This is a genomic window from bacterium, from assembly GCA_019637795.1.
Classification (GTDB): Bacteria; Desulfobacterota; Binatia; order HRBIN30; family CADEER01; genus JAHBUY01.
Window position 1 is genome coordinate 1 of the sequence record JAHBUY010000007.1, and the last position, 19,425, is coordinate 19,425.

Consider the following 19,425-nt stretch of genomic DNA (forward strand, 5'->3'; position numbering starts at 1 on the left):
CTTGAACAGGACGGCTCGACGCGCCCTACAGACGCGGGTCGATCGCCTCGCTCTCAAGAGCCAGCACGCCGAAGACGCACTCGTGGACGCGGCGCAGCGGTTCGCGACGGACGAAACGGTCTAACGCCTCGATGCCGAGCGCGAACTCTTGCATCGCCAGGGTTCGCTTCGCCCGCAAACCCCTATCGCGGAGTCGATCGAGATGCTCGGGCAGGGTGTACTCGGGGCCGTAAATGAACCGCAGGTACTCGCGTCCGCGCACCTTGATCGCCGGTTGCCCGCGCCCGCGGCCGGGCGGGATGAAGTCGAGGGGCTTCACCACCATGCCTTCTCCACCCGCAAACGTGAGGCTTTCCCACCATGCCGTCGCCTGCTCGATGGATGCCGGGGTCGTGAGGTCGACAAACCGGTGGCGACTGGCGATGAGGATCTGCGACGCTGCCGAGGCGAGGGTGGCGGCGTGCTCCAAGTGCCAGCGGTGATCCTTATCGGCGTGCACCCGCTCCTCCGAGGCGAGCACATGGAAGATCGCGAGCTTCAAATCACCAACGCCGCGGACGGCCAGCAGTAGCGTCGGTAGGCATCGGCGTAGCGCGCGGTGAGCGCACTAACCGGTCGCGTGTGTCGCAGGCGGGACGCTGAGTACCTCCGCACAACATGGGCACGAGGCGCCGGCGTTGGGGGCGGTGACGGTGCCGGCGCCGGCGCGAACTACGGCTCCTGACGGTAGAACGCGTCGGAAGGGAACCAAGAGCGCTAAGCTGCGACGCGATTCAGCACGCAGGAGCGGCCCGGCACGCCGCTGGGGGGATGGCTCGATGGGGTGTGCGGGTTGTGCGAGGCTCCGCTCCGCAGCGTGTCCACGTACCCGGTCAAGTCGGTGGCGGTCACTGCCACTCGCCGCTCGGAAGGTCAGACCACTGGAGCATACCTGCGGGGAGCGCGTCCTTGAGTAGCTCCAGCAGTAGCCGCATGTCGGCAACGTCACTGTGCGGCGGCGGGTTCGTCGCACGCTCAAGGAAACGGCTCGCCCACAGGAGGGCCGAAGCGACCAGTACACGGTTTCCGTCATCGACGACCATACGATCACTCCCACCAGGGAATAACCTCTCCATGATCTCGTCATCGGACGGGACGGCGCCAACGTCGAAGGGCAGCTTTCCGTCTGCGGAGGCGAAAGTGATCTCCCGGAAGATGCCGATCGCGGTCACGACCACAAAGACGCCACGCGGGGAATCGAGCAGCGCTGTTGCTTCTGCGGATCTGTCCGTCGCCGCCATGCCTACTTGTACTCCGCCTGCGGTCACGGTCAACTCGCTGACGCCGGCCTGCCGCGGACAAGACCGCGCCTCGTGAGAAGGCGTCCACCGGGCGTGGCGTGATGGCGGCGAATGCCCTGGCGCACGATCTGGCCGACGCATTGATTCACGCGAAGCAGCACGACCGCGCCATCGCCATGGCACGCAACGCGCGTTGGTGCGGATGGACCTTCCGGTCGGGCGGCGCACGTTGGCACATGCATACGCGGAGAAGGCGCCAATGGGTCGCCCAGCCCAGACCAAGCGCTCCGGCGAGCGCAGTAGCGAACGGCGTCGACTTGTCGCCAGCCACGGGCGCAGCACTCGGCGACGTAGCCGGCCAGCAGCTGGTGGGCGACTGGCTCGCGCTGCGACGGCCGTACGTCGACAATCGCGGTGAGGTCGAATTTCCATTCCACACGCGCGAGCGTGTCACCTCGCCGGGTCCATCGTAATCGCCAGCGGGGTGCCCATTCCGTACGCGACCGCGACGTGTCCAGCCTCGTGGTACGCGCTGACAGCGTTGCCGGTCTGGCGCTGTTGGAGAGCCAAGAGCGGCGCTTGCCCGCTTTACGCCTCCCATCTGGAGTACTCCATCCCCTGGCCGGGCGGTGTTGCGGGTTCCGCAGATCAGCCGCTCAAACCGAAACGCGGAGAGGGCTTTCGGCAACTCGCAGAGACTCATACGCGCCGATCAGCTCGACCTTCTGCGACATGCTTGGTCACCGCGGCGATGTCGTGCTGCTGCAGGACGTGCATGTACCTCCGCACCGTCGGCGCGGCCAGGCCGGTAGCCGCCATGAGGTCGGGTGTCCGTGCAAGGCCACCGCTCGCCGGCATCATGCGCAGGATGCTGGTAACCATGTGCCCGCTCGACGAGGCGGCGATCGGCCGCAGGACATGGCTCGGCAGCCGGCCCTTTCGCATCCCAACCCGGCACCTTCGACCCGGCACCCCCCCTTTTGCAAAAACCCGTCGCGAGTTGATCGGCTGTCCCGGAAAACAAAAAGCCCTGGAGTTCCCAGGGCTTTTCGAGAGAGCGGGCGACCGGGGTCGAACCGGCGACCTTATGCTTGGCAAGTCGACCAAAAGACAGAAAAGCTAGATAGTTAGGAGACCGCCGGTGGTCAGAAATGGTCACCGGCGGTCGCAATCCGCAACCTATCCGCAACCTACTTTCGGCGCTGCCCGACCTGCACCTTGGCGCCGAGACGCTTCTTGATTGCGGCGTGACGGCGCTCCTTGCGCGCCGCCGCCGCCCCGGTTGGATGGTTCGCGATGTACTGCGCCATCGTCGAGCGATTCTGGCATGGCCGCGAGCAGTAGCGTTGCTGCGGGCGATGCGGTGCGTAGAGCCGCGGACAGCCATCGGCATCGCACTGCCGCAGCTCGCCTGGGATGCGAGCGAGCAACTCGGCCACCGCGGCGTAGAAGGGGCCGATGACGGACGCGTTGGAATCGGAGACGAGATAGCGCCCCCGGCCGTGCACGCGGAGGCCGAAGCGCATCGGCGCCTCCGGTAGCCACACCAGTCCGTCTCCACCGTCGCGGAGGCGGTCGAATAGTCGCCGCAACTCGCGCTGCACGGCGCGCACATCATCCGCGGTGGGCATGGTGGTGCCGCCGCCGGGATGATCGGCGAGCCGCAGTCCCGATCGGCTCCAGGCGAAGTGCAGCAAGCCGGTCTGCGCCCGGGCCAGCGCGTCGTCAGAATTGACGGGCGCCGTCGCGAAGTCCTGCAGCCACAACAGCTCATCCGTGGCGCGGCGCCCTGACACGGGCGCGGCGGATGGAAGACCGATCGGATGGCGGACTACCCAACGCGGAGATCGCTCGCTCATGTCGCTGTCCTCGGTAATGCCCTGACCCCCGCGTAGCACCTTGAAGCGCATTCGGTCAACTGAATGCGCTCCAGCGCCGTGAGAGCATTGATGGCGCGTACCGTAGCCGGTACATAGCGCGCATGACTACTCAGCAGCGCATCAGTCTGCAGCGCGTCGCCGACGAGACGGGGCTCAGCGTGTCGACGCTGCGGCGCGCCCTGCGCGACCCCGCCGACCCGCTGCCCTGTCTCCGCGTCGGCCTGGGCGATCCGCGTCACGCGCGCATCCTCATCGCCCGCACCGAGCTCGAGGCGTGGCTGCAGCGCCGCCACGCCGCGGCGACGGCGCCGGTGCGCGACATCGTCGCCGAGGTGGTGGAGCGCGTGACCGGCGGCGGTGCCGCATGACGATGCCCTGGGGCCGCTACCGCGGCCAGGACATCGCCGACGTGCCGCTGGGCTACCTCACATGGCTGCTCGACGAGGGCCGCGCCCTGCGCCCCGACCTCCGCCGCGCCGTCTGCGCCGAGGTAGCCGACCGGCTCGACCTCCGGCCGGAGCCGCCGGCACCACGGCGGCCGCTGCCGCCACCGGCGCTGGCGTCGGCGATCAGGGACATCATCGCCGCCGGCTACCGGGCCGTGGCACTCCGAGCGCATCCGGACCGCGGCGGCACGCATCAGGCGATGGTCGCGGCGACCGAGGCGCGCGACTGGCTGCGCGAGCAGGTGGCGCTGTGATCGCCACGGACTGTGATGTCATTGGGGTCCCGCAGGCGATGCGACGGCATCGCGCCTGGGTGCTGTGGCGGCCGGTGCTGCGCGACGCCAAGGTAACCAAGATCCCGATCGATGCACACACCGGCGACGCCGCGTCGAGCACCGACCCGCGCACATGGAGCACCTTCGCCGCCGCGATCGGCGCGCTGAGAGATGGCGTCGGGCTCGGCTTCGTGTTTGCCGACCTGCACGACCTGGGCGGCGCCGACCTCGACGACTGCCGCGACCCGGTGACCGGTGCCATCGCCCCGTGGGCACTGCAGCTCGCGCAACGGCTCGATAGCTACACCGAGGTGTCGCCGAGCGGCCGCGGCATCAAGTGCTTCTTCGCCGGCAAGCTCACCGGCAAGGGGCGCCGCCGCGGACACGTCGAGCTGTATTCACGCGGGCGCTTCTTCTGCGTGACGGGCCGCCGCGTGCCGGGCTTCCCGGCGGAGCCGCAGCCGCGGCAGGCCGAGCTCGAGGCAATCGTCGCGCAGCTCTTCCCGCCGCCGGCACCACGACCAGCCGGCGCGACCGCCGCGACCGTCATCGGCGATGATGCCGAGATCCTCGAGCGCGCCCGCCGCGCCCGCAACGGCGATCGCTTCGCGCGGCTGTGGTCCGGTGCCTGGCAGGCGGCCGGCTACGGCAGCCAGTCCGAGGCGGACTTGGCGTTGGCGTCGATGTTGTCGTTCTGGGCCGGCGGCGATCCGGCGCGCGTCGATGCGCTGTTCCGCCAGTCGGGACTGTGCCGGCCGAAGTGGCTCGAGCGCAGCGACTATCGCGACTGGACGCTCAGCAAGGCGACGCAAGGCGAGGTGTACCGCCATGCATGACGATGGCTGGTCCGACCTCGCCGAGGACATCGAGCAGCGCGAGCGGGACGCCATCCGCGACGACGGCGCCGCAACGCGAAAAGACTGCGTGCTCTTCGAGCATTGCACCGATCTGGGCAATGCCCGCCGCTTCGCCATGCAGCACGGCGACCGTCTCCGACACGTCGAGCAGCTCGGCGGCTGGTACGTGTACGACGGCCGGCGCTGGCAGCGCGACGAGACCGGCGAGGTGGTCCGCGCCTGCGAGCAGACGGTCCGCAGCATCTATCAGGAGGCCGCCATCGCCGGGGCGCAGAGCGACCGCGAGCGCCTGAGCAAGTGGGCACTGCGTAGCGAGGGACGCGCCCGCATCGACGCGGCGATCGCGCTGGCGCGCTACCAGCCGCCGATCGCTGCCCGGGCCGCGGACTTCGAGGCTGACGCGATGCTGTTCAACGTGCTGAACGGCACGATCGAGCTACGCACCGGCAAGCTGCATCCACATCGGCGCGATGACCTGATCACCAAGTTGGCGCCGGTGACCTACGATCCCGCCGCCACCGCGCCGCTGTGGCTCAGGACGTTGGCGCGCATCTTCGACGGCCGATCCGAGCTGATCACCTTCGTGCAGCGTTTCGTGGGCCACGCGCTGACCGGCCTGACCACGGAGCAGGTCCTGCTCCTCCTCCACGGCGCCGGCGCCAACGGCAAGAGCACGTTCGTGGAGGTGGTCAGGGCGCTGCTCGGCGACTACGCGCAGACCGCGGATTTCGGTACGTTCCTTGCTCGCGACGGCGCCGGCGTCCGCAATGACCTCGCCCGCCTGGTCGGCGCCCGCCTGGTCTCCGCCGTCGAGATGTCCCGCGGCGGCCGCCTCGACGAGGCCGTGATCAAGCAGGTGACCGGCGGCGACACCATCACGGCCCGCTTCCTCTTCAGAGAGCATTTCGAGTTTCGGCCGACTTTCAAACTGGTCCTCGTGGCGAATCACAAGCCGCGCATCCGCGGCACCGACTACGCCATCTGGCGCCGCGTCCGACTGGTGCCGTTCGACGTGATCATCCCCCAGGACGAGCGCGACCCGCTGCTCCAACAGAAGATCATCACGACCGAGTTGCCCGGCATCCTCAACTGGGCGCTCGAGGGCTGCCGCCTGTGGCAGGCCGACGGGCTCGGCGCACCCGATGCCGTGAGAGCGGCCACGGACGCCTACCGCGAGGAGCAGGACGTGCTGGGCCCGTTCCTCGACGAGTGCTGCGAGCGCGGCGAGCGCTTCTTCGCGTCGGCCAGCGCCATCTACGCCGCGTTCAAGCGTTGGGCGGAGACCACAGGCGAGCGACCCATCAGTCAGCGCACGCTTGGCGAGTGGCTCCGTGAGCGCGGATTTTACTCGAAACACACGAAGACAGGCGCAGTCTGGCACGGACTGCGGGTGACGGGTGACGCGAGATGACGCCATTTCGCCTAAGTCGTCTACGCGAGGGACTACGCTTAGAAAGTATGCGGAAACTAGTAGGTGATTCGTCACCCGTCATGCTGTGTTCCGCGCCGTGCGGATGGTCGTGCCCCCCGCGACCAGCTTCAATGGGCAACATTTCGGCCCCTGATCGAACCGCCGCAGCTCGGCTTGGGCGCCCCGAGATCGGACACACAGTCCGACGGTCACACCGCGGCAGCCCTTGTGCCACATGGAGTCTGAGCGATGACGTCTGACGTGGTTGCGGATGGGTCGCGGATCGGGCCGCCGAATCGCCCTGCCGGCAAACCCGGCCGATCCGGCCCGCCCGGCAACAGCAATGCCCGGATTCACGGCAGTTCTCGGGCCGCGGCCGACCTGAAGGAGCTGGTTCGCCGCTCCATGGACGGCCGGACGTCGGAGGCGCGGGAGGTGGCGGAGTGGTGCGCGGACTACGCCGGCGACCTGGGCGGGCTGGACGAGCTGACCACCGCCCAGCGCACACTGCTACAGCACGCCGGGCATACCGTGCTGCAGCTCCGGCGCGTCGACGCCTTCATCGCGTCGATGGAGACCATCGCCCATCGCAAGCGCCGGCAGCTCTACCCGATCATCGTGCAGCGGGCCGCGCTGGTGAACACATTGCGCGGGCTGCTCAGCGACCTGGGCCTCGAGCGGCGCGCGAAGCAGGTGCCGGACCTCGACGCCTACCTGCGCGACCGCGCCGCGACCGCTGCCGCGCCGGCCGAGGCTGCGCCGCCGGCCGAGGCGGCCGTGGTCGACGCCGAGGTGTCCGCCGACACCACAGGAGACGATCCCGCATGACCGACGACATCCTCGAGTGCCTGTGCCATGCCGGCCTACCGGCCCGTGCCTGCCATGCTCGCCCGCGCCTGCCGGTGCCCGTGGCGGTGACGTGCCGCGACTTCGCCCGCGCCGCCCGGCGCTACGGCTGGTCGCTCGATTTCCTGACGCGGCAGTTCCGCGGCCGGATCGACCAGCCCGGCGAGTTCTTCGCCCGCGTGCTCGATCGCCACGACCGCTTCGGCATCGTGGTGATCCCGTTCCGGTGCGTGCTCGACTGGTATGCCCGGGAGTTGGCGTACACGCGCACCCGGCGCCCGACGCGCCGCCGAAAAATGCCCGCCGTTGCTACGTCTTGTGCACAGATTTCGGCCGGGGTGGGGTCTACCCCTTGCCCGCCCGTTTTCGTGCATTCCGGGGCCGACAGATGAGCCACGAGCACCGCCGCTGGTCATCCGACGCCGATCGCCAGGCGGCGCAGGCGCTCGGCGCCGCCATCGCCGCACAGGTGCGCGCCCGGCGCGAGGCGGCGCAGCACGATCGCCAGCCCGTGGCGCCGCCGCGACCGCTGCGCGCCGACCCCGGCTACCATCCCGCGCCGCCGCCCTACGGCATCGCCCGCCCCGTGGCCGGCTGCTCGTGTGGCTGGGTCGGCGCCGGCCACACGCGCGAGGTGCTCGTCGGCGCCAGCACGCGCGACCTGATAGCGCGCATCGCCGCCTGGCGCTGCGCCTGCGGGCGCCGGTGCTGGGGCGAGGACCGCCGATGACCCACGCCGATCGCCTCGCCTGGCCGCTCTGGGACATCGATGCCGTCGCCGCCGAGCGGATGCACCTGCATCGCCGCCTCGCTGCCGTCCACGGCGCCTATACCATCCGTCCCGTGCCCGGGCTGCGCCGGCTGCGCGACTACCTGCTCGATCGCTTCCGCGAGCTCGACGCTCGGGAGGCGATGCACTGACCACGTCGCCCCCAGCAGGCCGGCCCGCCGGCGCGCGTCCGACTCCTCCCGGCGCACGTCGACGGTGCCCGGTTCCCACCGACAGGAGGAGCTGGAGATTCGCCATGTCCGACATCATCGCCACCTTGCGTGACCGGCACCGCCGCCTGATGGATGCGCTCGCCGCCGCCGATCCCGACCGGGCGCGGCAGCTCCGCGCGCAGGTGCACGCCGCGGCGCAGGACGCGGCCGCCGAGCCGCTGCGGCGCGTCACGGCACGCCGCGCCGCGCTCGAGGACCGCATCCGCGCCGCGACCGCCGCCGACGCCGGGGAGCTGACCCGCTGGCGCGCGGAGCACGCCGAGCTGGTGCGCGTCGAGCGCGCGGCCCGCCAGACGCTCGACGCCATTCGCACCGGCAGCGCCGACGACGGCGTGGCCGAGGACCGCTGCGCGGACGTCGCCCGCCGCGTTGCGGCCGGCGAGCTCGACAAGGACCAGGCGCGCGACATCCTCGCCGGGGCGCCCGCTACCGCCCGGCCGCGCCATGGGTTCGCGCCGGCGCGCGGCATGTGACGGGGCCGCGGCCGCGTGGACATCATCGACTTCCGCCACGATCCGCAGTTGCTCGGGCGCCTGCCGCACATGCGGCGCCCGGCGACGCAGCGCGCGTGGGATGCGTGGTTGCGGGCGCTCTATGGCCTGCCCCTCGACGACGACGGGCTGGCGCTCTTTCGCGCCTGCACGGGCCGGCAGTCGCCGCGGGCCGGCGGCTATCCGGCGGGTGCGGTCATCACCGGACGCCAGTCCGGCAAGACACAGACCGCCGGTGACGTGGTGATCTACACCGCCGCCACCGCGCCCGCTGACGGCAGCGCCGATGGCACGTATGCGGTGCTGGTCGCGCAGGACATGCGCGGCTCGATGCGCGCCGCCTTCCGGTACATCTGCCAGGCATTCGAGCGCGTGCCGATGCTGGCGCGCATGGTGACCGGGCGCACCGCGGACGCGCTGACGCTGGCCAACGGCGTGACGATCGGCGTCTATCCCTGCCGGCCGGCGGCGGTGCGCGGCATCCGGGCGTTAGTTGCCGTGGCCGATGAGCTGGCGTTCTACCGCGCCAGCGACGGCAACCCCGTGGATGTCGAGATGCTGCGGGCGCTGACGCCGGCGCTCGCGACCACCGGCGGGCGGCTGCTGGTGCTGTCGTCGCCCTATGGGCAGGCCGGCGCGCTGTGGGAGCTGCACCGCCGGCACTTCGGCCGCGAGGACTCGGCGACACTGGTCTGGCAGGCGTCGGCGACGACGATGCACGACGGCTTGCCGGCCGACTACCTCGCGCGGATGCGCGACGACGATCCCGACGCCTACCGCAGCGAGGTGTTGGGGGAGTTCCGGGCGGGGCTGGCGACGCTGCTCGACCCCGAGGCGCTCGACGGCTGCGTGGCCGACTGGCGGGAGCAGCCGCCGCGAGACGGCGTGACCTACGTCTGCGGCGCGGACGTGTCCGGCGGGCAGCGCGACGCGACCGCGGCGGCGGTGGCGTACCGTGACGGTGATCGGGTCGTGGTGGCGGCGGTGCGCGCCTGGCCCGCGCCGCACAATCCCGAGACGGTCATGGGCGAGTTGGTCGACTTCGCCCGCCGCTACGGGTGCCAGCGCATCACGGCCGACCGCTACGGCGCGCAGTTCCCGCAGCGCGCCGCGGAGCGGGCTGGCGCGTCGCTGATCCCGAGCGAGTTGGACCGCTCGGCGCTCTACGTGGAGCTTTTGCCGCGTGTGCTGAGCGGCACCGTGACGCTGCCGCACGACCCGGTGATGTTGCGCGAGCTGCGCGGCCTGGAGCGCAAACGCGGCTTCGGGGGCAAGGACCGTGTCGACCATCGGCCGGGCGCCCACGACGACCGCGCCAATGCAGTCGCGATGGCGACCTATCTGGCGGGCGGGCGCCGGGAGGGCTTCCGCGGCCTGGCCCGGCTGACGGGCTTCTGATGGCGCTCCGCAACGCGAAACGAAAAGGCACGCGCAACGAGCACCGCAGCCGCGTGCTGCTCGAGGCGGCGGGCTACGCAGTCACGCGGGCCGCGGGCTCGCTCGGCGCGTGGGACTTGATCGGCATCGGGTCGACCGACGTTGTGCTGGTGCAGGTCAAGACGCGCGACTGGCCGGGCTCCGTCGAGATGGAGACGCTGACCGGGTTCCGGGTGCCGGCCAACTGCCGGCGCCTGGTGCATCGCTGGCGCGATCGGCAGCGGGTGCCGGACGTGCGGGAGCTGTGATGGCGACGTCGCTACGGCGCCTCAGTGGCGTGGCAGTCCACGACCTCGCCGGATTGGCTGAGCGAGCAATGGTAGATTCGGCGCCCGAGGTTGAGGATCCCGTTGCGGGCTACGTAGAGCGTGCGGCCGTCGGGCGAGGTGGCAAGCCCACCGTAGGTGCAGCCGGCGGCGGTGGCGCAGAGCAGAGCGATACCCAGGCGTGCGAGTTGGCGCATCGTTCGTTCCCCCCTGCTGCTGCAGCTAGCGCAGCCGGTGGCAAGGCTGCAATCGGGAAATCCTCCTATGCTCAGCGAGGCGGCGCCAGGCGCCGGCTGATGCGAGGACCTCAACGCGGCTTGCGCGTCGGCTTAGCGCCCCGCGTCTGGCGCGGCTTGTTCCAGTACGGCGACTTACAGGTGAGGCTGGCGCAGACGCTGGGCAGGTGCTCCGGGTCCTTCGGCATCCATTCGTAGCCACACCGCTCGCAGCGGACGACGGTCACGCGCTTTGTGTAGACGGCCATGTCGCGCAGGTCCTACCACGGCGCTTGACGCGAGTCTACTCGGACAGTACAGTATGTACTGTGAAAGTACACTACGGACTGGAGGGGAGAGCATGGCAACCGTCGTGAAACGCCGCGGCAAGTGGTGCGTCGACTTCCGCGACCAGCATCGCCGCCGCCACTGCAAGTTCTTCGAGACGCGCAAAGAAGCGGACGCGCATCTGGCGGCCGTCATCGGCGAAGTGAAGCAGGGGCGGTTTCGTTCGCCGGAGGAGTTGCCGACGTTCGCCGAGGTGGCGGCGCGGTGGCTCGCCGAGCAGCACGACCGGGCACCGGGCACCGTCGAGAATTACCGCGGGCAGGTCGACAAGCATCTCGTGCCGGCGCTCGGCCCGTTGCGGATCGACCGTGTGACGCCGGCGGTGGTCGAGCAGCTCCGCAACGACAAGTGGCAGGCGGGCGCCGGACTGGAGCGGTCGACCGTCAATGCCCTGCTCCAGCGCCTCGCTGCGATTCTCGGCTATGCGCTGCGCCACGACCTCGTGTCGCGGAATGCGGCCGACAAGGCGCTCGTGCGTCGGGTGCGTCGGGAGCGCCGAGCGGGGCAGGCGGGCGCGGTTGCCGTCGACCCCAAGGAGGTGCTCACCGCCGAGCAGGCCGGGCGGCTCATCCATGCGGCGGCGCCGGGGCTGTACCGCACTTTCATCCAGACGGCGTTGCTCACCGGCTGCCGGTCGGGCGAGTTGCTCGGCCTGGTGTGGGATGACGTCGACCTGGAGGCGCGGCGGCTCCGCATCCAGCGCTCGCTGTCCTGGAAGGCCGGCGCAACGAAGGGCTACGGGAAGGCGGCGGCGCACTTCGGCCCGCCTAAGACGGACTCGAGCTATCGCACCCTCGACCTGGCGCCCGAGCTGGTGCGAGCGCTCCGCGCCTGGAAGCTACAGGCGCCGCCCAGCGCCGTGGTGATCGACGACAAGACGGGCACCGTGGCGGCGCTGGTGTTTCCGAACCTCACCGGGCGCCCGCTGCACCGCGCCCACCTGCACAAGGGGCTGCGGGCCGCGCTCGACGCCTGCCCTGGGCTGCCGCGGGTCGACCTGCACGGCCTGCGGCACACGTTCGCGTCGGTGGCCATCGGCCAACTGCGGTTGCCCCCCACGCAGGTCGCCAAGCTGCTTGGTCACCGCGACGCCGGCGTGACGCTCGAAGTCTACTCGCACTGGTTCGAGGGGCTCAGCTCCGAGGGGGCGATGGCGGACCTTGCCGGTGCCATCCTAACCCCCCGTGGTGACCAGATGGTGACTCCGGCGGTCGGCGACGGCGTAACTAGCTGACTTCGCTGGCGTCCCGGTCCAGAATTCCGAGCTTGTCCATCTTGTACTTGAGGATCCGCCGGGTCGTGCCGAGGATCTCGGCGGCGCGGGTCTGGTTGTGGTCGGCCTTCACCAGGGCGTCGGTGATGAGGTGGTGCTCGAGGCGGTCGACGGCGTCGGCGAGCGAGGCGCCGCCGTTGGTCGCGGCGGTGGCGGCGGCGCGGACCGGCTCGGGGGCGGCGGCGGATTCGGTGAGCTTTGGCGGCAGGTCCTCGAGGGTCAGCTCGTTGCCGATCGACAGGGCGAGGGCGCGCTCGACGACGTTCTCGAGCTCGCGGACGTTGCCCTGCCAGCGGTAGCGCAGCAGCGCATCGGTCGCCTCGCGGGAGAAGCGCTTCTCGGGCACGCCGAGCTCGCGGCTCTTGCGCTGCAGGAAGTGGCGGATGAGCAGGGGCAGATCCTCGCGGCGGTCGCGCAGCGGCGGCAGGTGGATGGCGACGACGTTGAGGCGGAAGTACAGGTCGGGGCGGAAGCTGCCGTCCTGCATGCTCTTGTCGAGGTCGCGGTTGGTGGCGGCGACGACCCGCACGTCGACCGTCACCGGCTGCGAGCCGCCGACCCGACTGAACGTCCCGGTTTCCAGGACGCGCAGCAACTTGGCCTGCGTCGCCGGGTTCATCTCGCCGATCTCGTCGAGAAAGATGGTGCCGCGGTGGGCGCTCTCGAAATGGCCGAGCTTGCGCGCGTGCGCGTCGGTGAAGGCGCCGCGCTCGTGGCCGAACAGCTCGCTCTCCAGCAGGTTCTCCGGGATGGCGGCGCAGTTGATCGCCACCAGCGGCCCGCCAGCGCGCGGGCTGTTGTAGTGCACCGCCTTGGCGATCACCTCCTTGCCGGTGCCGCTCTCGCCGGTGAGGAGGACGGTGGTGCGCAGCGGGGCGACGCGGGCGACGGTGTCGAGCACCGCCTGCATGCCCGCCGAGCGGCCGATGACGTTGTCGAAGCTGTAGCGCTGGCCCACCTCGCTGCGCAGCGCGTTCACCTCCTGCACCAGGGCCGAGGCCTGGACGGCGCGCTCGACGATGATCATCAGCTCGTCGACGTCGAAGGGCTTGGTGACATAGTCGAAGGCGCCGAGCCGCATGGCGCGCACCGCGGTCTTCACCGTCTTGGTCGCCGTCAGCATGATGACCTGCGGCCCGACGCTGCGGGCGCGCACCCGCTCGAGCACCTCGAGCCCGTCGAGCCCGGGCATCAGGATGTCGAGCAGCACGACGTCGAACGCGTGCTGATCGAGCGCCGCCATGGCGGCGTCGCCGGTGTCGGCCAGGGTCAGCGCGTAGCGATCCTTGAGGATCAGGCGCAGCGATTCGCGCACGCTGGGTTCGTCGTCAACGATGAGAACTCGAGGCTGATCCATGCATCGTACCCTTGGCCGGTGTGAGGGTTGGGGCCGCATCCGTTGCTTGCAAGCGGACGAGGACGGTGGCGGGGTCCTCGCTGGCAACGGCGAGTTGCGCGCCGTTGCGGTCGAGGACGGCGTTGGCGATGGCGACGCCGAGCGGCGGCGCCGCGGCGGTGTCGGCGGCGCGTCCGAGCAGGACCGCCAGGTGGCTGCCGAGCGGGTCCGCGCCTTCGGGCAGCCGCAGGGTGAGGGTCGCCGGCGGCGCGAAGCCGATGTGCAGGGCGCTGCCGCGGCCCAGATCGCGAGCCAGCGTCCGCACCAGATTGCCGAGCGCATAGCTGAGCTGCCGCGGGTCGACGCGCACGGCGGTGTTGGGCAGGGCGTCGTGCTCGATGTGCACGCCGCGCGGCGCCAGCGCGTGCCGGCATTCCTCGAGGATGGGGTCGAGGAGCTGCGCCAGCGGATGGATCTGCGGCGCCGGATCGGCGAGGCGGGTGAACTCGAGCAGGTTCTCCAGCGTCTGGTCGATCTGCTCCACGGCTTCGCCGGTCAGGCGGGCCGCCTGCGCGGCGTCCTCGCTGCCGGACGCGCCGCGGCGGAGCTGGTGGGCGAAGGTCTTCAGGGTCACCAGCGGATTTTTGAACTCGTGCGCCAGCTCATTGATGATCAGGTCGAGCTGCTCCGCCGCGAGGGCGCTCGCGCCCTCCGCCGCCGCCGGCGCGGCGGTGGGGCGGCCGCGTGGCAGGCGGGCGCCGTCGAACGAGAGATCGTCCGCGTCGATCACCGTCTGGCGGCCGAGTGCCAGCGTTCGCGCCAGCACCGCTTCCAGCTCCGAGATGTTGCCGAACCACAGGTAATTGGCGAGCCGCTCGCGGGCGCGCTCGGTGAGCACGGCCGGCGAGCGGCCGAGCAGCGGCGCCAGGTCGGCGATCAGGCGGGTGGCGAGGGCAGGGATGTCCGCGGCGCGCTGGCGCAGCGGGGGCAACTCGGCGCGCAGGAGGGTGAGGCGGTAATACAACGCCGGCGAGAAGGCGCCGGCGTCGAGCGCATCCCCGAGATCGCCGGTGGTCGCGGTGATCAGGCGCACCGCCGACCCGGCCGCGGCGCGCAGACCGCCGGTCGGGTCGAGGGCGGCGAGCAGCCGCTGCTGGCCGTCCGGCGCCAGCGTCTCGACGCGGGTGACGAACAGCGTGCTCGCGTCGTCCGGCAGGTCGGCGAGCAGCAGCGCCAGGTCGCTCGCGTCCGCCATCACCATCTGGCCGTGTCCCTGCGCCGCGTGGATGGCGCGGGCGATGGCGCGCTTGCCGACCCCGGGCTCGCCGGCCAGGTGCAGCGGCAGCGAGCTGCGCGCCGCCTCGGCCAGGATGCGGCCGGCCTCGAGAGGAACGAATGGCGGCTCGAGGCGGGTCGTCCGCGCCGCGACCGGCTCGACCGGCCGGGCCAACGCCGCCGCCACCTGCCGGCGCAACTCGCGTGGCGAGAACTGTCGCGTCAGGGCCGGCCCCTCGGGGAGCCGCCCCGAGCCGTCGTCGACCCACAACGGCGCCGCGCCCTCGGGCAGGGGGCGGCCGGCGATCGCCGGCGCCGCGATGACCAGCCGTGGCAGCGGTTCGATGACCCGGCGCGACAGGTACTGGTCCACCTCCATGGCCTGCACCTCGAATTCCCCCGCCAGGAGGATCCCGACCGTCTCGCGGACGGCCGGTGAATCGTGCACGACCAGAATGTGGTGAAGCGCCACTGACCCCTCCCAACCGCCACTCACCCCAGCCAGCCCCGGGCGCTGTGCTCAAAAATGCACATACCGGCCAGAGGCAGAAAAAGTCAATGGAATTTTGCCTTTGTGACAGCACCCGAGACGATTTCGGGGCGCGGACAATTTCCTTGAAAAAGTTTAGGAACGCATGGTACCTGGGTCAGAAGCCATTGCAGGACTGCGGCTGTGGGCAGACAGAATTGCGAGACTGTGACGGGGCGTTGACGGACGATTTCCGACGTGAATCGCTGTCCTCGAGGTCGGCATGCGGGACGCATACCGACGCACCGCGGGGGGACAGCGGTGAATCTACGACTGACGACACGCGACATGCGAGGGGGTGATGCCCAGGATTCGACCGGCTTGACGGCGCCGGAGGACGGCGCCGGCGAGCGACTGGTCGCGGTGCGCGAGGGCGTCCTCAACGACGTCGAGCACGCGGTGGGCAACCTGTTGCAGCGGATGCATCACGCGGTGCGATCATCGCGCGCCGAGATGGGGGCGCACGGGGAGCGGCTGGAGCTGGCGCTCGACGATCTCGAGCGGCTGCTCGACCTGCTGTTCGGCTACGTCTCGCCCGTGAGCGTCGACCTGCGGGCGACCGATGCCGGCCGGGTGGCGGAGAGCCTGGCGGCGCAACTGCGCGGCCAGGGCGTCGAGGTGGCGGTCGCCGCCGCGCCGGCGGTGCAGGTGCTGGCCGATCCGCGCGCCCTCGGGCGCAGCTTCCAGCTTCTCGCCGAGTCGCGGCACTGGGAGGGGGCATTCGCAATCGAGGTGCGCCACGACGCCGGCGCGGAGCGGGTCGAGTTCGCGGTGCGCGGCGCCGCCGACGCCGCGCCCCCGGTGGCGCAGCGGACCCTGGCGGCGGCGGTGGCGGGCCGCCTGATCGATCTGCAGGGCGGCGAGCTGTGCCCGGGCGAGCACGGCGGCTGCGCGGTCACCCTGCCGGAGGCGCGTTGACGGTCATGCAGGGCGCCGAGCCGAGACTTCTGGTGGTCGACGACGACCCGCTCATCCGCGAGGAGCTGGAATCGTTGTTCACGGCGCAGCCGTACGAGGTCGAGTGCGTGGCCAACGTCACCGACGCCATGCAGCGACTGGCGCAGCGCGAGTTCGCGCTGGCGCTGGTCGACGTCCGCATCGGCGGCGGCGACGGTATCGCCCTCACCAAGGACGTGCGCGAGCACTGGCCGGACGTCGACGTGATCATGATCACCGGCTACGGCAGCATCCGCAATGCCGTCGAGGCGATGCGCCAGGGCGCGGTCGACTACATCACCAAGCCGTTCCAGCCCGAGGAGCTGCTGCACGCGGTGCGCAAGGCGCTGGAACGGCGACGGCTGATCGACGAGATCGAGTACCTGCGCCAGCAGCTCTCCGATCGGTACGCGTTCGCCAACATGGTGAGCCGCAACCCGGCGATGCTGGAGATCTTCGCCACCCTGGAGATGCTGGCGCGCAACGACGTGACGGTGCTGATCACCGGCGAGTCGGGCACCGGCAAGGAGCTGGCGGCGCGCGCCATCCATTTCCAGGGCAAGCGCCGAGCCGCCCGCTTCGTCGCCATCAACTGCGCCGCGGTGCCCGAGGCGCTGATGGAGAGCGAGCTCTTCGGCTACGAGCGCGGCGCCTTCACCGGCGCCATGAGCGAACGCATCGGCAAGGTGGAGCTCGCCAACGGCGGCACGCTGTTCCTCGACGAGGTCGAGAGCATCCCGCTCCCGATGCAGGCCAAGCTGTTGCGCGTTCTCGAGGAGCGCGCCATCGAGCGCCTGGGCGGCAACCGCCGCGTCCAGGTCGACATGCGGGTGGTGGCGGCGACCAACGTCGACCTCGCCAAGCTGGTGCGCGAGGGGCGGGTGCGCGAGGACTTCTACTACCGCATCAACGTCGTGCCCATCGCCTTGCCGCCGCTGCGCGAGCGCCGCGAGGACATCCCGCTGCTCGTCGCCGAGTTCCTGCGCAGCAACGAGCTGGCGAAGGAGAAAGGCCTGAACCGCCTCACCGAGCGGGCGATCAACCAACTCCTCGGCTACGACTTCCCGGGCAACATCCGCGAGCTCTCGAACGTGATGGAGCGCGCGGTGCTGCGCGCCAAGGGCGACACCATCAAGGAGGTCGACGTGCCGAGCAGCGGCAAGAGCGACGGCCGGCGCGGCGCGGTCGGCCATTACCACCTGCCGCTCAAGGAGTTCCTCAGGGGCGCCGAGCGCGATTACCTGTCGCAGCTCCTGCACCAGTACCAGGGCGGGATCGCGCGCTGCGCCCGGCACGCGTCGGTCGACCAGGCGACGCTGCACCGCAAGATCAAGGCCCATGGCCTGCGTGCCGACGAATACCGCCAGAACGGGCGGATCCATTGATGTACTGCGATTTCTACCAGATGCAGGAGCGGCCCTTCAACGTCACGGCCGACCCCAAGTTCCTGTACCTGAACGCCCGCTATCGCGAGGCGCTGGCCTCGCTGCACTACGGCATCACCCAGCGCAAGGGCTTCGTGACCCTGATCGGCGAGGCCGGCACCGGCAAGACGACGCTGCTCAAGAAGCTGCTCGACGATCTCGACCAGACCACGCGCACGGTCTTCGTCTTCAACACCAACGTCACCTTCGACGAGATCCTCGAGTACATCTTCGGCGAGTTCGACCTGCCGGTGCACAACGGCAAGCGGCTCTACATGCTGCAGCGGTTGAACCAGTTCCTGCTCGAGGAGCTGGGCAAGGGGCGCAACGTCGCGCTGCTGATCGACGAGGCGCAGGACCTCGACTACTCCGTGCTCGAGGACCTGCGCCTGCTGTCGAACCTGGAGACGGCGAAGGAGAAGATCCTGCAGATCGTGCTCTCCGGGCAGCCCGAGCTGGGGCAGAAGCTGGGGAACCCCGGCCTGCGCCAGTTGCGGCAGCGCGTCGCGGTGAACTGCCGCCTGCTGCCGCTCAGCCGCGAGGAGCTGAGCGAGTACATCCAGGCGCGCCTCACCGCCGCCGGGGCCGCCGACACCAAGCTGTTCACGCGCGATGCCGAGGAGCGCATCTTCGAGATCTCCGCCGGCATCCCGCGCCTGGTCAACATCGTGTGCGACAACGCCCTGGTCATCGGCTACGCGCTCGGCAAGCGGCGCATCGGCGCCGACGTCGTCAACGAGGCGGCGGCCGACCTGCTGACCGTCGAGTCGCGCGGCCTCGCCGGCGACGTCGTCGAGGCACCGGCGCCGGTGGTCGTGGAGAGCGCGCCGCGCGGCCGGCGCGGCGTCTCGGCCGTGGGCATCGTCGCGGTCGTCGTCGTCGCGCTGGTGATCGGCCTGCTGTCGGTGGGGCGCAGCCTGCTGCGGCGCGACGCCGCCGGCGATCGCGCCGTCGCCGAGCGGCCGCCGCTGGAGGTCGTGCAGCCCGGATCGCGCTCCGATGCGCCGCCGGCCGGACGTCCGCCGGCCGACGCCGCGGGCGGGCAGGGCGCCGCCGCCGCGCCGGCCGCCGATCCGGCGGCCGCCGCTCCCGCCACCGACGGACCGGCGCACGCGCCGCCGATCGGCCCGGAAGCGGCGATCGCGGCGCGCGAGGCGCTGCAACAGGCGGAGCGCGAGAACGCCGAGGCCCACGCCGCGGCGCTCAAGGCGGCGCTCGCCGAGCCGATCACCGAGCTGCCGGCGGGGGCGCCGTTCGGCGGCCCCGCCGCCGCGGCACCGGCGCCCAGCGGCGAGGCGCCGTCAGCGGCAGCCGAGGCGCCACCTGCGGCGGCGCCGGCCGCGGCGCCGCCGCAGGTGGCGCTGGCGGCCGAGGCCGTCGTGCCGCCGGTGGCGGTGCCGACGCCGCAGCCGGGCATGCTCGAGACGGCCGACGATCTGCGCCTGGCGCTGCCGACCTATCAGCGGGTGATGGTGAAGCCGGGCGATTCGATCTCGCAGATCGCCAGCCAGACCTACGGCCAGGCGAGCCCGACGGTGCTCGATCTGATGAAGATGGCCAACCCGTCGATCCGCGACATCGACGTCATCTCGGTCGGCCAGGAGCTCAAGTTGCCACAGTTGCAGGGGTTGGCGATGCTACAGCAGCCGGACGGACGCTTCGCGCTGCTGCTGCTCTCGACGCCGGCCGAGGGGCGGGCGCGCGAGATCGGCAAGGCGCTGCGCAAGCATGGGTTCGACGCGCGCGTCGGCAAGGCCAACTTCGGCGGCGGGCGGCAGGTGTGGCGGGTGGTGATCTCCGATCTCGACAGTCGCGCGACGGCGCAGTCGGTGGGCGAGCAGTTGCAGCGTGTGGTGCGCGAGGACACGCGCATCGCGCAGATGGCGGAGTGAGCAGGC

At 70.9% G+C, this 19,425-nt stretch carries 22 protein-coding genes; 15 read left to right on the forward strand and 7 right to left on the reverse strand.

Going from position 1 to position 19,425, the window contains the following annotated elements; all coding sequences use genetic code 11:
* Positions 1–25: 25 nt before the first annotated feature.
* The 4 genes from KF840_21640 to KF840_21655 form a co-directional block, all read right to left on the reverse strand.
* Positions 26–568 (reverse strand): hypothetical protein, encoded by a 543-nt coding sequence (locus KF840_21640; protein MBX3027508.1) that lies wholly within the window; start codon positions 566–568, stop codon positions 26–28.
* 319 nt (positions 569–887) lie between these two features.
* Positions 888–1,280, reverse strand: a complete 393-nt coding sequence (locus KF840_21645; protein MBX3027509.1) for a hypothetical protein — start codon at positions 1,278–1,280, stop codon at positions 888–890.
* Between the two features lie 699 nt (positions 1,281–1,979).
* Positions 1,980–2,225, reverse strand: coding sequence for a hypothetical protein (locus KF840_21650; protein ID MBX3027510.1), 246 nt, complete (start codon positions 2,223–2,225; stop codon positions 1,980–1,982).
* A gap of 245 nt (positions 2,226–2,470) precedes the next feature.
* Positions 2,471–3,190: a hypothetical protein gene (locus KF840_21655; GenBank protein MBX3027511.1), complete on the reverse strand. Its 720-nt coding sequence runs from the start codon at positions 3,188–3,190 to the stop codon at positions 2,471–2,473.
* Between the two features lie 71 nt (positions 3,191–3,261).
* On the opposite strand from KF840_21655, the gene KF840_21660 reads away from it, so the two are divergent.
* From KF840_21660 to KF840_21710, 11 genes are all read left to right on the forward strand, one after another.
* Entirely contained in the window at positions 3,262–3,528 is a 267-nt protein-coding gene (locus KF840_21660) for a helix-turn-helix domain-containing protein (protein MBX3027512.1), read from the forward strand.
* A complete protein-coding gene (locus KF840_21665) occupies positions 3,525–3,860 on the forward strand; it encodes a DUF3820 family protein (protein ID MBX3027513.1) in 336 nt (111 codons plus the stop codon). The genes KF840_21660 and KF840_21665 overlap by 4 nt, the downstream gene beginning before the upstream one ends.
* 38 nt (positions 3,861–3,898) lie before the next feature.
* Complete coding sequence (locus KF840_21670) at positions 3,899–4,717, forward strand: hypothetical protein (GenBank protein ID MBX3027514.1); 819 nt, start codon at positions 3,899–3,901, stop codon at positions 4,715–4,717.
* Complete coding sequence (locus KF840_21675; protein MBX3027515.1) at positions 4,605–6,149, forward strand: hypothetical protein; 1,545 nt, start codon at positions 4,605–4,607, stop codon at positions 6,147–6,149. The genes KF840_21670 and KF840_21675 overlap by 113 nt, the downstream gene beginning before the upstream one ends.
* Positions 6,150–6,398: 249 nt before the next feature.
* Positions 6,399–6,977, forward strand: a complete 579-nt coding sequence (locus KF840_21680; GenBank protein MBX3027516.1) for a hypothetical protein — start codon at positions 6,399–6,401, stop codon at positions 6,975–6,977.
* Positions 6,974–7,387, forward strand: a complete 414-nt coding sequence (locus KF840_21685; protein ID MBX3027517.1) for a hypothetical protein — start codon at positions 6,974–6,976, stop codon at positions 7,385–7,387. Before KF840_21680 ends, KF840_21685 begins: the two co-directional genes overlap by 4 nt.
* Positions 7,384–7,725 (forward strand): hypothetical protein, encoded by a 342-nt coding sequence (locus KF840_21690; protein MBX3027518.1) that lies wholly within the window; start codon positions 7,384–7,386, stop codon positions 7,723–7,725. Before KF840_21685 ends, KF840_21690 begins: the two co-directional genes overlap by 4 nt.
* Complete coding sequence (locus KF840_21695) at positions 7,722–7,916, forward strand: hypothetical protein (GenBank protein ID MBX3027519.1); 195 nt, start codon at positions 7,722–7,724, stop codon at positions 7,914–7,916. Before KF840_21690 ends, KF840_21695 begins: the two co-directional genes overlap by 4 nt.
* 104 nt (positions 7,917–8,020) lie before the next feature.
* Complete coding sequence (locus KF840_21700) at positions 8,021–8,470, forward strand: hypothetical protein (protein ID MBX3027520.1); 450 nt, start codon at positions 8,021–8,023, stop codon at positions 8,468–8,470.
* A gap of 15 nt (positions 8,471–8,485) precedes the next feature.
* A complete protein-coding gene (locus KF840_21705) occupies positions 8,486–9,886 on the forward strand; it encodes a hypothetical protein (GenBank protein MBX3027521.1) in 1,401 nt (466 codons plus the stop codon).
* Positions 9,886–10,173: a hypothetical protein gene (locus KF840_21710; protein MBX3027522.1), complete on the forward strand. Its 288-nt coding sequence runs from the start codon at positions 9,886–9,888 to the stop codon at positions 10,171–10,173. The genes KF840_21705 and KF840_21710 overlap by 1 nt, the downstream gene beginning before the upstream one ends.
* Before the next feature lie 325 nt (positions 10,174–10,498).
* Here KF840_21710 and KF840_21715 read toward each other — a convergent pair whose 3' ends face one another.
* Positions 10,499–10,675, reverse strand: coding sequence for a hypothetical protein (locus KF840_21715; GenBank protein ID MBX3027523.1), 177 nt, complete (start codon positions 10,673–10,675; stop codon positions 10,499–10,501).
* Between the two features lie 92 nt (positions 10,676–10,767).
* On the opposite strand from KF840_21715, the gene KF840_21720 reads away from it, so the two are divergent.
* Positions 10,768–11,988, forward strand: coding sequence for a site-specific integrase (locus tag KF840_21720; protein ID MBX3027524.1), 1,221 nt, complete (start codon positions 10,768–10,770; stop codon positions 11,986–11,988).
* Here the strand turns inward: KF840_21720 and KF840_21725 are convergent.
* Positions 11,981–13,384, reverse strand: a complete 1,404-nt coding sequence (locus KF840_21725) for a sigma-54-dependent Fis family transcriptional regulator (GenBank protein MBX3027525.1) — start codon at positions 13,382–13,384, stop codon at positions 11,981–11,983. The genes KF840_21720 and KF840_21725 overlap by 8 nt on opposite strands.
* A complete protein-coding gene (locus KF840_21730) occupies positions 13,356–15,086 on the reverse strand; it encodes a sigma 54-interacting transcriptional regulator (protein ID MBX3027526.1) in 1,731 nt (576 codons plus the stop codon). Before KF840_21730 ends, KF840_21725 begins: the two co-directional genes overlap by 29 nt.
* A gap of 369 nt (positions 15,087–15,455) precedes the next feature.
* Between KF840_21730 and KF840_21735 the strand changes: the two genes are divergently transcribed.
* Genes KF840_21735 through KF840_21745 form a run of 3 tightly spaced genes read left to right on the forward strand, consistent with a single transcriptional unit; the run spans position 15,456 to position 19,419 of the window.
* The gene (locus KF840_21735; protein MBX3027527.1) at positions 15,456–16,085 is read left to right on the forward strand and encodes a hypothetical protein; all 630 of its coding nucleotides are present in this window, start codon (positions 15,456–15,458) and stop codon (positions 16,083–16,085) included.
* Entirely contained in the window at positions 16,082–17,488 is a 1,407-nt protein-coding gene (locus KF840_21740; protein ID MBX3027528.1) for a sigma-54-dependent Fis family transcriptional regulator, read from the forward strand. The genes KF840_21735 and KF840_21740 overlap by 4 nt, the downstream gene beginning before the upstream one ends.
* Positions 17,488–19,419 (forward strand): AAA family ATPase, encoded by a 1,932-nt coding sequence (locus tag KF840_21745; protein ID MBX3027529.1) that lies wholly within the window; start codon positions 17,488–17,490, stop codon positions 19,417–19,419. Before KF840_21740 ends, KF840_21745 begins: the two co-directional genes overlap by 1 nt.
* Positions 19,420–19,425: the final 6 nt, after the last annotated feature.

Coding starts and splice junctions, on each gene's coding strand:
- KF840_21645 (MBX3027509.1), bottom strand. CDS start 1,280: ATGGCGGCGACGGACAGATCCGCAGAAGCAACAGCGCTGCTCGATTCC.
- KF840_21650 (MBX3027510.1), bottom strand. CDS start 2,225: ATGCGAAAGGGCCGGCTGCCGAGCCATGTCCTGCGGCCGATCGCCGCC.
- KF840_21655 (MBX3027511.1), bottom strand. CDS start 3,190: ATGCGCTTCAAGGTGCTACGCGGGGGTCAGGGCATTACCGAGGACAGC.
- KF840_21660 (MBX3027512.1), top strand. CDS start 3,262: ATGACTACTCAGCAGCGCATCAGTCTGCAGCGCGTCGCCGACGAGACG.
- KF840_21665 (MBX3027513.1), top strand. CDS start 3,525: ATGACGATGCCCTGGGGCCGCTACCGCGGCCAGGACATCGCCGACGTG.
- KF840_21670 (MBX3027514.1), top strand. CDS start 3,899: ATGCGACGGCATCGCGCCTGGGTGCTGTGGCGGCCGGTGCTGCGCGAC.
- KF840_21675 (MBX3027515.1), top strand. CDS start 4,605: ATGCGCTGTTCCGCCAGTCGGGACTGTGCCGGCCGAAGTGGCTCGAGC.
- KF840_21680 (MBX3027516.1), top strand. CDS start 6,399: ATGACGTCTGACGTGGTTGCGGATGGGTCGCGGATCGGGCCGCCGAAT.
- KF840_21685 (MBX3027517.1), top strand. CDS start 6,974: ATGACCGACGACATCCTCGAGTGCCTGTGCCATGCCGGCCTACCGGCC.
- KF840_21690 (MBX3027518.1), top strand. CDS start 7,384: ATGAGCCACGAGCACCGCCGCTGGTCATCCGACGCCGATCGCCAGGCG.
- KF840_21695 (MBX3027519.1), top strand. CDS start 7,722: ATGACCCACGCCGATCGCCTCGCCTGGCCGCTCTGGGACATCGATGCC.
- KF840_21700 (MBX3027520.1), top strand. CDS start 8,021: ATGTCCGACATCATCGCCACCTTGCGTGACCGGCACCGCCGCCTGATG.
- KF840_21710 (MBX3027522.1), top strand. CDS start 9,886: ATGGCGCTCCGCAACGCGAAACGAAAAGGCACGCGCAACGAGCACCGC.
- KF840_21715 (MBX3027523.1), bottom strand. CDS start 10,675: ATGGCCGTCTACACAAAGCGCGTGACCGTCGTCCGCTGCGAGCGGTGT.
- KF840_21720 (MBX3027524.1), top strand. CDS start 10,768: ATGGCAACCGTCGTGAAACGCCGCGGCAAGTGGTGCGTCGACTTCCGC.
- KF840_21725 (MBX3027525.1), bottom strand. CDS start 13,384: ATGGATCAGCCTCGAGTTCTCATCGTTGACGACGAACCCAGCGTGCGC.
- KF840_21735 (MBX3027527.1), top strand. CDS start 15,456: ATGCGAGGGGGTGATGCCCAGGATTCGACCGGCTTGACGGCGCCGGAG.
- KF840_21745 (MBX3027529.1), top strand. CDS start 17,488: ATGTACTGCGATTTCTACCAGATGCAGGAGCGGCCCTTCAACGTCACG.